The sequence below is a fragment of the Streptomyces sp. NPDC044064 genome, assembly GCF_056434245.1.
Genome location: NZ_JBWKFN010000035.1, coordinates 98592 through 107703 on the forward strand (window position 1 = coordinate 98592; position 9112 = coordinate 107703).

A 9112-nucleotide genomic window follows, 5' to 3' on the forward strand; every position below is an offset into this window, starting at 1 on the left:
GGGTGTTACTTGCCACGAGAGGGCATGAAAAGGCCCCTCACCAGCAGTTTTCCCACCGATGAGGGGCCGTCTCAGGCAGCCTGGGCCGTCTCTGGGCCGTCATGAGCGTGACCGGCGGCCCGGTACATCGCGGAGATGGCTTTCCGGGTCCGTGTCTCGCTGGACGGCATGAGGTGTGTGTAGACCCGGAGCGTGAATCCGGGATCGCTGTGGCCGAGGTACAGGCTCAGAGCCTTGATGCTCTCCCCGGCGTCCAGGAGCACCGAGGCGTAGAAGTGGCGTAGGGCGTGCATGCCGTGCTCGCGGGCTGCCGCGTAGCGCTCGCCTCTCTCGGCGGCCGGGATGATGCCGGCGGATGCCAGAGCGGGCTTCCACGACTGGTCATTGAACCCCTGGCTCCAGATGGCTGCGCCGATGCCGCTCGTGAAGACGAGGCGGTGCGTCACCTTCGGTCCGGTCGGGGTCAGCCAGGGCAAGGTCACGTCGACGGGCGGGAAGCGCTCCATGTGCTCGCGGAGAGCGGCCGCCACCTCCGGGTCGAGCGGGACGTCACGGAGCTTGCCGCGCTTCGGCGGGGCGAAGACGAGCGTGCCGCGAACCTTCTTCACCTGCTGGCGGACGTACAGCCAGCAAAGGTCCCCGATGTTGTCGACGGCCAGTCCCAAGATCTCGCCCTGTCGCAGCCCGCATCCGGCGCCGAGGTCGACCATGGCCCTGTAGCGCTCGGGGAGGCCAGCCTGTACGCCGAAGACCTGCTCAGCAGTCCATGGATGGACGCGTGTGGGCGCGGGACGGGGCGCCTTGACCGATCGGGCTCGGCAGGGATTTGAGGCCAGCAGGCGGTCATCTACGGCCGCGTTCAGCACGGAGGACACCGCGTCGAAGATGAGGCGCCGGTACTGGGCCGACGCAACGGCGTCTTCGAGCTGACGGTTCCAGTCGCGGACGTGCTCGGGCTGGAACGACCCGATAGGGCGTGTGCCGAGGTAGGGCAGGGCGTGAAGGCGCAGCCTGCCTTCCACAGCGGCACGGCTGGTGAGATCCGTCGTGAGGGCGCCGAGCCAGCGCTCCGTGTACTCGCGGAAGGTGACCCGGGCCGCCCTCGGGTCGATGTACTGGCCGCGCGCCATGTCGGCCTCGATGTTGGTCAGCCATTGGTCGGCCAGCCGCTTTTGCTTGTCGGGGAAGCTCTTGGACTTCTCGGTGCCGTCCGGGCCTACATAGCGCGCGCGGTAACGCATGCCGATGCCATGGCGATCGGTCTTCACTCTCCGGGTCTTGCCGTCCGAGCCGACCTCGGTCCGATACCAGCGATCTTGGATGTGCCCGGCCATCAGGCAGCCTCCCCGAGCCGGGAGTCCACCCAGGTCCGCACGTCGGTCGGGTCGAAGCGCAGGTGCCGGCCGACCCGGAAGCCGCGGGGGCCGGTGCGCTTACGGCGCCACTGGTAGACCGTCTCGACACTGGGGAGCTCGAACATCTCGACCAGGTCCTCAGGGGTCAGGAACCGGTTCGGCAGCTCTGAGGCCATGGTCAGCGTTCCCTTTCGTCGGTGAGTTGATCGCGTAGGGCTTCACGGGCGGTCTCGCGGTTGAGCTGGAGGTCACGGGCGATGGTGGCGGCGAGGGCGGATTCGCCGGGGGTGTGGCCGTGTCCGGCGTACTGCCAGTCGGCCAGGACCAGGACGGTGTCGGGCTCGGCGTCGTCCAGGCCGAGGGCCTCGCGCTCCTGGGTGGCTCGGTAGTCGGCGCGTTCCTGGCGGAGGGTGCCGAGGGTGGTGGAGTAGCTGCGGGACTTCGAGGAGAAGTGGCCGCGGAAGCCGAGCATGTGGGCCCAGGCCCACAGGCGGCGGTCGGGGTAGAGCGGGTCGAGCTCCTTGCACGCCTTGATCAGATGGCGGGTGTGGTCGGGGACCTGGTGGCGGTCGAGTTCGGAGAGTTCGCCGATGCGGCGGTCGAGGGTGCCGGTGGTCTCGGCGGCCTTGGTGGCGTACTTGGCGACGTAGGAGGCAACGGCCTGTTCGGTGATCTGGGAGCCGTCGCCGAATGCCTTGACCGGGCGGACGTCGAGCTGGGTGCCCCAGCGGAAGGTGCGGGCGGGTTGGTCCTCGGCGGCTGGCACCGAGACCGAGGTGTAGGAATGCGCGGCAGCGGCCCGGATCGCGTCGGTGAGCAGGTCAACCGTGGCCCAGGCGGGCGGTGGGGTGTCTGGTCCGGCGGGGCCGTCGAGTCGGATCACGGCGTGAAAGTGCAGGGCGCCACGCTTCTGGAACTCGGCGACCTTCCCGTAGGAGACGCGGAGGTGGTCCGGGAGTTCGCGTCGGGTGAGTCCGGCGCGGGTGGCGATCTCGCGGCGTAGGCGGGTGGTGAAGCGCTGCCAGAGCTGTCCGGCGTGGTTGTTGAAGAGGACGGCGCCCGCGTAGTCGTAGGTGGCCGGGTCGAGGGCGGTGCCGAGGGCGGGATCGTCGGCTTGGTGGCGGGTGCCGCAGCGGCAGATGCCTTGGTCGGGGCGGTTGTGGACCGGGCCGAAGGACGGGGCGGTGAGGGTGGCGAAGACGCGGGGGTGGTCGCGGACGGTGGCGGGGATGTCGCGGCGGTCGTCTCCGGCGAGGCCTGCGCGGATGAGGTGGTAGGTGTCGCCTGCGTAGGTCCAAGCGCAGGAGGGGCAGCGGGAGGCGCGGCGGTTTCCGCAGGCGACGCGGAGCCGTCCGCCGGGCTCGTTCTCGGTGCTGTAGTGGTGCAGGGTCTGGCCGGTGGTCTTGTCCTTGTGGAGGGTCCAGCCGGTCAGGTGGATGGGGTCGGCGCAGCCGCCGGTGCGGCGGATCTGGTCTTGCCAGCGGTCGAAGCCCGGAGACCCGGCCACCCTGAGGAGGTCTCCCAGGGTGATCGGGTCCAGGCCCGCGAAGGTCGCGGGGTTGGTCACGCGGCTCCCTCCTGCTCGTCAGCGGCGATCTGGTCGAGAACGCTGGCGGCTTCGTCGGCCGCCCGCGCCAGGGCGCGCAGGGCGTCAGCGGTGCCGGGATGGGCGATGAACGCGACGTCGATGAGGTCGCCGCCGATACGCAGGCTCACAAAGGCTCCGCCGCTGCCGGTGCGGGGGAAGACGTTCACGCGGCTGGTGGTGTCCGGCTCGATGTGGGCGGATGTGGTGAGGCTCTTCACGCCGCCCCCTCCCACGCGATAGCACGCGGCCGACGCAGCGGCGTGGTACCGGTGCCGTGGCAGGCCGGGCAGTGGGCGGTGATGGTGCGCAGGTGGCCGTGGGCGTCGCGGCCGCCGAGGGTGATGGCGGCGGAGGCGAAGCCGTCGCAGGCCGGGCAGATCCTCGGCGGGGGCGGGGTGGGCTGGGCCATGATGGTGGCTCCTTTCGATTGCGGTTGGGAGGAACGGCCCCGGGTGGCGGCGTGCTTGGCGGCTTGTGCGCCACCCGGCGGCTGGTCAGCGAGAGGCGCGGGAGCCCCGGCGGCCACGGCCCTTGGCCGCGTACATGGCCGCATCAGCGGCGGCGAGAGCACCGGTCAGGGAAGGCGCGGGCAGCACGGCGATGGGGCAGGCACCGACCGAGGCGGCCAGCGGCAGCGACGCCCCGTTGTAGGGCAGCGGTCGGTGTAGCGCGGCGATGAGCGCGTCGAAGTCGGCGGCGGCCAGGTCGCGGACGACGGCGACGAACTCGTCCCCGCCCAGGCGCCCGGCGGTGCCGTTGTGTCCGCACCAGGTGCGCAGCCGGTCGGCGGTTGCGGTGAGCGCGGCGTCTCCGGCGGCGTGGCCGTGGGTGTCGTTGAGGGTCTTGAAGTGGTCGAGGTCGACCAGGAGGACGGCGGCGGTCTGGTGCCGGCGGATGAGGTGTTCTGCGCGGGCGGTCCATCCGGCGCAGGTGTGCAGGCCGGTGAGCGGGTCGCGGCGGGCGGTGGCGAGACGGCGGGTGAGGATGCCGCCGTGCACGGCCCAGCCGAGTAACGGCACGATGCTGACGGTTATCTGCGGGTCCATGGGTTCTCCTTGGCGATGGCGGTTGCTTGAGCAGTCCGGTCCCGGAGGCGGCGGCGTGCTTGGCGGCTTGTGCGTCGCCTCAGAGGCTGATCAGCGGCGCTTGGCTTCGGCGTTGATCAGGGAGCGGATGACCAGGGCACAGATGGCGACGGACGCGCCGGTGACGGCGACGGCGAGGAGCATGGAGACGAGGACGGCGCCGACGACCAGGACCACGGCGGTGCCGCCGCAGACCAGGGCGATCACGGCGCCCGGGCTGAGCTGAATGGTGGGCTTGGACGTGCCCTGAGTTGTCGGAGCAGGGGCCGGGGCGGGTGCGGTGGAGGCGTGCTGGACCACCTCGGTCGGCTCCACGGCGGTGAGCGGGGGGACGAGGCCGGTCGGGGTCGGCATGGTCGGGATCTTCGGGCGGAACATGGCGGCTCTCCCTTCGCGTGCGGTTACTTCTTGATGGCGGTGTCGATGGCGGGGGCGAGGATGCTGTCGGCGAGGAGGTAGCCGCCCAGGAGGAGGACGGCGACGAGCCACCAGGGCGGGCGGAGGAACTTGACGCCGAGGTAGCCGACGACGGCGAGGGCGAACCAGAGCGGGACCTGCATGGCGGTGTCTCCTAGCGGACCTTGCAGCGGTGGGTGCGGGCGGCAAGCTGGGCGGCGGACTGGCTGGAGTAGTCGGCGGACCAGCCGCATCCGTCGGAGCTGCAGACGGCGGCGTGCTTGGTCTGGCCGTTGCGGTCGCGGTGGGTGCCGATCTGCACCGGGCCGATCCGCATCACGGAGTGGAAGTGGTCTCGGGCGGGCATAGCCGTGGTTCTCCCCCCTGGTCAGGCGAGTTGGGCGGCGATGGCGTCGGCGAGGTGGGGCGGGACGCCGAGGCGGGCGCGCAGCGTGTCGGTGTCGATCGGGGCGCCGGTGCGGTCGCGGTACTCGTCGGCGACCTTGCGGGCGTGGTCGACGAGGACGGCAGGCACCGCGGGCGCGGCGGCCTGTGCAGCGGCCGGTAGGGCTGGAGCTTCTTCCGTCAAAGCCGGGGCGGGCTCCGGATCAGGCACCGGCTCGGGTTCCGGCTCCACGTTGGTGACCGGTGCGGGTTCCGGGGCCGGGGCGGGTGCCGGCGGATTCGAGATCTGGTGGTCTGCTGAGTGGGCGAGGAGGGTGCCGCCGAGGAAGGCCAGTGCGGGCCATCCGGCGATGCCGAGGCGGAGCAGAGCGGGCGGGTCGGCCAGGTCGAGGAAACCGGCGGTGGCGACGTTGGCGCCGAGCGAGGCGAACAGCGCGATCAGAAACCAGCACCAGGCCAGCCGAGACGGGCCGTCCGAGCGGAGGCGGCGCCAGGCGGCAACCAGGAGCAGGTCGACACTGACCGGGTAGGCCCAGGCCTTCCAGCCGTCCTGCCCGGCTGCGGAGGCCAGGTCATGGAGGTGGGCGAAGGACAGGGCTCCGGCGATGACGGCCTGGACCAGGACGGCGTCGATGCGCAGGCGGGCGGCCATCAGGACTCCTCGGCGGAGGTTCCGGGCGGCTCGGGGAGCGAGGCGGCCAGACAGGGGCTGACGGCGTCCACGAAGTCGAGGTCAGCGCCAGCCGTGTCGGCGTAGAGGGCGAGTTGTCCGAGGAGGAGCACGGTGCGGGCGAAGTCCTCGCAGTCGGGGCACATGGCGGGGGTTCTCCCTTCATCAGGCATGGAGGGGGCAGGGACCTGGCGCGAAGGCGGTCACGCCGACCGGAGAGAGGGATGGTCAGGCCGTAGCAGAAGCCGTCTTGGACAGCGACACCGAGGCCTCGGGCGCACCAGACAACGCAGGCCGGAACGGCGCGAGTTCAGGAAGCTCCGGGGTGCGGTCGGCGTGCCGGTTGCAGACGTTGACGGCCTGGCGCAGGGAGGTGTGCGGGGCGCGGATGCGGTGCCAGCCGCCGGTCGAGTCACCAGCGATGGCGATCCCGCGCATCTCGGCGGGGATCTGAATGGCGGCCAGGACAGCATCGGGTGAGATGTCGCCGAAGGCCATCTTGGCGGAGGCTTCGTCGTTGACGCGGTGCGCGGTGCGGCCGGTGAGCTGGGCGCGGAGCATGGTGATGCCATCGCCGAGTTCGGAGCCGAAGCGCTGCCCGCAGATCTCCAGGTAGATGCCGGCGGCCCGGCCGAGCTGGGCGAGACGGACCAGTGCCTTGATGATCCGATCGCGTCGCGGGTCGTTCTTCTTCGTGCTCAGGGCGAGTTCGGCAACTTCATCGACCAGGACCACGACCGGGGTCGGGCGCAGGTGGTCGGGCAGGTCCCAGATGTCGGCGGCGATCTCCGCGTCCGGAACGGCCGAGGTGATGCGCTGCTCGGCTCGGATGAGCTGGTAGACGTCCTCCATCCGAGCCACGAGGGCATCGAGGAGTTCGGCGGCGGTGTCGGGGTTGTCGGCGAGCGCGGAGAACCGGCGGGCCAGCGGGAACAGCTCCACCCCCTGCTTGCAGTCGATCCCGACCAGGGCGACGTCCATCGGAGCGAGGCCAGCGACCAGGTTGCGCTGGTAGACGGACTTGCCGGACTCAGTGGCCCCGAGGGTCAGGGCGTGGGGTATCGCCCGGTAGTCGCGGTAGTGGACCGCACCGTCCTCGCGCAGGGCGACCGGGACCCGCATCAGACGGACGTCGAGCTTGGAGGGCATCTGCACCCGCTTGAGGACGTCGTAGCCGGTCATCCGCACCTCTACGACACCGGAGCGCAGCTCCCGGCAGGTGACGCCGTACATCGAGAACGAGTGCCGCAGCCGGTCCGAGGCGGCGGCGATGTCGAAGGCATCCTGACCGGGCCGGAGCTTGAGACGCAGGACCAGGCCGGTCCGGGTCGGGCGCAGCCGGAGGATGCGCGGCGGCCGGGACTCCGGCACGGGCCGGTTGGTCATCCGGGCTAACGCCAGCCGCCAGCGCGATGGCGGAACGGTCAGCCCGCAAGCGTCCATGACGGAGCCGTAGCGGACGAGGACCCGCAGGGCGGCGAGGGCGACCCCGAAGGTCAGCCAGTACCAGGCGGGACGCCGCCACCGCAGGAGACCCGCAGTGGCGACGACCAACACGAGCGCGACCGTGAAGACGGTCACGGTCAGGCCGCCTTGGGCTTCGCGGCAGCCTCCGCGAGCGAGGTGACCGCGACGGCGCGGAACGCGATGCCGTGCCGCTTCTGCCCGTTGAAGTCGTTCTCCCACGGCCGGGCGATCAGGCCCGTGAGCGCGACCGGCGTGCCCATGGTCAGCTCACCCGAGATGCCGGGCTCGGGAACGGTGATGGACAGGATCTCGACCTCGTCGTTCGCCGCGAACATCACGTCCACGGTCAGCAGCTTCGCGCCGGTCTCGGCGTCGGTGGCGATCTCCCCGCTGCGGCGGTCCTTGAGCTTGATCTGCGGGGTCTTGGCGACCATCACGGTCGCGGTGGAGGTGTCGACGGGGATCTGACGCACTGCGGGATCACTCCTCTATAGGGGTTGAACTCCACCACTCATGTACATGAGTGACATGAAGAAGAGTGCACGACTCCTGTACATGAGTCAACCCGCCACGAAGAAGAACTCGCGGCGGGCTGAGTGGAGTTGAGCGCGCGTCAGTCTTCGGCGGGAATCCGGTACTCGAAAACGAACTGGTCAGCGGCCATGAGGGTGTCGCAGACCTCGACCACGCGCCCCTCGGTCGTGCGAGCCTCACGGATCAGATGAACCAGTGGTGCCCCAGCGCTCAGCGCAAGCTCGGAGGCCTCCGCCTTCGAGGCCGGACGCGCCTGCAGGGTTTCAACAAACTCGGCGAACTCGTGCCCGTGGTCTTCGAGTCGGGCGTAGATGCCGCCACCGCCCGGGTTCTCCGCGAACAGCTCAGGGATGTCCTTCACGACGTCCCACGGGAGGTACGACGTCGCCGTCTCGACGGGGGTGCCGTTGCGGAAGTAGAGGCGACGGCGGGCAAGCACCTGGGTGCCGGCGGGGACGCCCAGTCGCCGGGCGGCTTCCTCGGGGGCCTCCATGGGGCCGATGTACAGGACGCTCACCTTGGCCGTGGCACCAGACTGCGCGGACTCGGCGAGGTAGGCCGCTTTCCCACCCCTGCGATGTGAGCGCCGGAAGCGATCGGAGGACCGATGCCGCACTGGCGGGCGATCCTTCACGATCGAGCCCTTGCCGTGACGGGTCTCCACGAGCCCGCTGGCACGCACCTCAACCATGGCCTTGCGAATCGTGCCGCCCGAAACGCCGTAGCGCTCGACCAGCTCGGACTCACTCGGCACCATTTCACCAGGCTTGAGGACACCCGCCCGGATCTGCTGCACGATCTCCTCGGCGATCTGTACGTACCGAGGTACGGACCTCTCACCTCCTACCGCGGTTCCCATAGTCCTTCTCTTCCTCCTATGCTCCTGTACATGAGTAACAGCGCCCAGGAAGGCCAGTCAACGCCACTGCACTCCGTGTCCGTCGCCGGAGTGGTGGTGCGCGAGGACGGCCGACTCCTGGCGATCCGCCGCGCCGACAACGGCACTTGGGAACTCCCCGGCGGCGTACTCGAACTCGAGGAGACCCCGGAGGCCGGCGTCGCCCGCGAGGTCCTGGAGGAGACCGGCATCCACGTCGAGGTGGACGAACTCACCGGCGTGTACAAGAACACGACCCGAGGCATCGTGGCCCTGGTCTTCCGCTGCAAGCCTTCGGGCGGCAGCGAGCGTACGTCCAGTGAGTCGACGGCCGTCGACTGGCTCACGCCCGAAGAGGTGGCAGAGCGCATGTCCGAGGTCTTCGCGATCAGGCTCTTGGACGCCCTAGATGGTAACGGCCCCCACGTGAGGAGCCACGACGGACGGCGACTCATCCAGGCGGGATAAGACTTTCCCTACTTCATCAAGGCCCGCGCACGGCGCGGGCGCGCGCCGCCTCTGCGGCGCGGCCTGCCTCCTGTCTCCGCCCCGGCTGGCCGCGCCCGGCGGCGCACTCGGCGACTGCGGGCAGGAAGTGGGAGACACCCTCTGTGGCTGGGGCGGTCGGCTCCACGGCTTTAGAGGTCGTTCTCTTTCCGAAGCTCATGTGTGGATTCCGCTGGTCAGACATGGGATGCAGCTGCCGCGGAAGTCTCGACTCATTGCCGGTCGGGA

At 70.2% G+C, this 9112-nt stretch carries 15 protein-coding genes; 1 reads left to right on the top strand and 14 read right to left on the bottom strand.

All coding sequences use genetic code 11. From position 1 onward, the window contains the following. Positions 1-71 precede the first annotated feature (71 nt). The 14 genes from AC07DS_RS39205 to AC07DS_RS39270 all read right to left on the bottom strand — a co-directional run bounded on the left by AC07DS_RS39205 (position 72) and on the right by AC07DS_RS39270 (position 8359). Positions 72-1334, bottom strand: coding sequence for a tyrosine-type recombinase/integrase (locus AC07DS_RS39205; RefSeq protein WP_479153374.1), 1263 nt, complete (start codon positions 1332-1334; stop codon positions 72-74). Beyond that, positions 1334-1531 carry a helix-turn-helix transcriptional regulator gene (locus tag AC07DS_RS39210; RefSeq protein WP_479153376.1) on the bottom strand — a complete coding sequence of 66 codons (198 nt, stop codon included), beginning with the start codon at positions 1529-1531 and terminating at the stop codon, positions 1334-1336. Before AC07DS_RS39210 ends, AC07DS_RS39205 begins: the two co-directional genes overlap by 1 nt. 2 nt (positions 1532-1533) lie before the next feature. Then, positions 1534-2922: a replication initiator protein RepSA gene (gene repSA, locus AC07DS_RS39215; protein WP_479153378.1), complete on the bottom strand. Its 1389-nt coding sequence runs from the start codon at positions 2920-2922 to the stop codon at positions 1534-1536. Further along, complete coding sequence (locus tag AC07DS_RS39220; RefSeq protein ID WP_479153380.1) at positions 2919-3161, bottom strand: hypothetical protein; 243 nt, start codon at positions 3159-3161, stop codon at positions 2919-2921. The genes repSA and AC07DS_RS39220 overlap by 4 nt, the downstream gene beginning before the upstream one ends. Then, positions 3158-3352 (bottom strand): hypothetical protein, encoded by a 195-nt coding sequence (locus AC07DS_RS39225; protein WP_479153381.1) that lies wholly within the window; start codon positions 3350-3352, stop codon positions 3158-3160. The genes AC07DS_RS39220 and AC07DS_RS39225 overlap by 4 nt, the downstream gene beginning before the upstream one ends. Positions 3353-3437: 85 nt before the next feature. Beyond that, the gene (locus tag AC07DS_RS39230; RefSeq protein WP_479153383.1) at positions 3438-3989 is read right to left on the bottom strand and encodes a GGDEF domain-containing protein; all 552 of its coding nucleotides are present in this window, start codon (positions 3987-3989) and stop codon (positions 3438-3440) included. Positions 3990-4079: 90 nt separating this feature from the next. Beyond that, the gene (locus AC07DS_RS39235; RefSeq protein WP_479153385.1) at positions 4080-4406 is read right to left on the bottom strand and encodes a SpdD-like protein; all 327 of its coding nucleotides are present in this window, start codon (positions 4404-4406) and stop codon (positions 4080-4082) included. Between the two features lie 23 nt (positions 4407-4429). Continuing rightward, positions 4430-4588, bottom strand: coding sequence for a hypothetical protein (locus tag AC07DS_RS39240; RefSeq protein ID WP_380880610.1), 159 nt, complete (start codon positions 4586-4588; stop codon positions 4430-4432). 11 nt (positions 4589-4599) lie between these two features. Next, positions 4600-4791: a mobile element transfer protein gene (locus AC07DS_RS39245; protein WP_279551317.1), complete on the bottom strand. Its 192-nt coding sequence runs from the start codon at positions 4789-4791 to the stop codon at positions 4600-4602. A gap of 21 nt (positions 4792-4812) precedes the next feature. Continuing rightward, on the bottom strand, positions 4813-5481 hold the full coding sequence (locus AC07DS_RS39250; protein ID WP_479153387.1) for a DUF2637 domain-containing protein: 669 nt from the start codon (positions 5479-5481) through the stop codon (positions 4813-4815). Next, positions 5481-5645 (bottom strand): hypothetical protein, encoded by a 165-nt coding sequence (locus tag AC07DS_RS39255; protein ID WP_479153389.1) that lies wholly within the window; start codon positions 5643-5645, stop codon positions 5481-5483. Before AC07DS_RS39255 ends, AC07DS_RS39250 begins: the two co-directional genes overlap by 1 nt. An 82-nt stretch (positions 5646-5727) precedes the next feature. Continuing rightward, positions 5728-7080 (bottom strand): FtsK/SpoIIIE domain-containing protein, encoded by a 1353-nt coding sequence (locus AC07DS_RS39260; protein WP_479153391.1) that lies wholly within the window; start codon positions 7078-7080, stop codon positions 5728-5730. A gap of 2 nt (positions 7081-7082) precedes the next feature. Continuing rightward, the gene (locus tag AC07DS_RS39265; protein WP_479153393.1) at positions 7083-7439 is read right to left on the bottom strand and encodes an SCO3933 family regulatory protein; all 357 of its coding nucleotides are present in this window, start codon (positions 7437-7439) and stop codon (positions 7083-7085) included. Between the two features lie 140 nt (positions 7440-7579). Further along, positions 7580-8359, bottom strand: a complete 780-nt coding sequence (locus tag AC07DS_RS39270) for a GntR family transcriptional regulator (protein ID WP_479153395.1) — start codon at positions 8357-8359, stop codon at positions 7580-7582. An 18-nt stretch (positions 8360-8377) separates the two neighbouring features. Here AC07DS_RS39270 and AC07DS_RS39275 point away from each other — a divergent pair, with 18 nt between their 5' ends. Next, complete coding sequence (locus AC07DS_RS39275; RefSeq protein ID WP_479153397.1) at positions 8378-8845, top strand: NUDIX hydrolase; 468 nt, start codon at positions 8378-8380, stop codon at positions 8843-8845. The last annotated feature ends 267 nt before the right edge of the window (positions 8846-9112 follow it).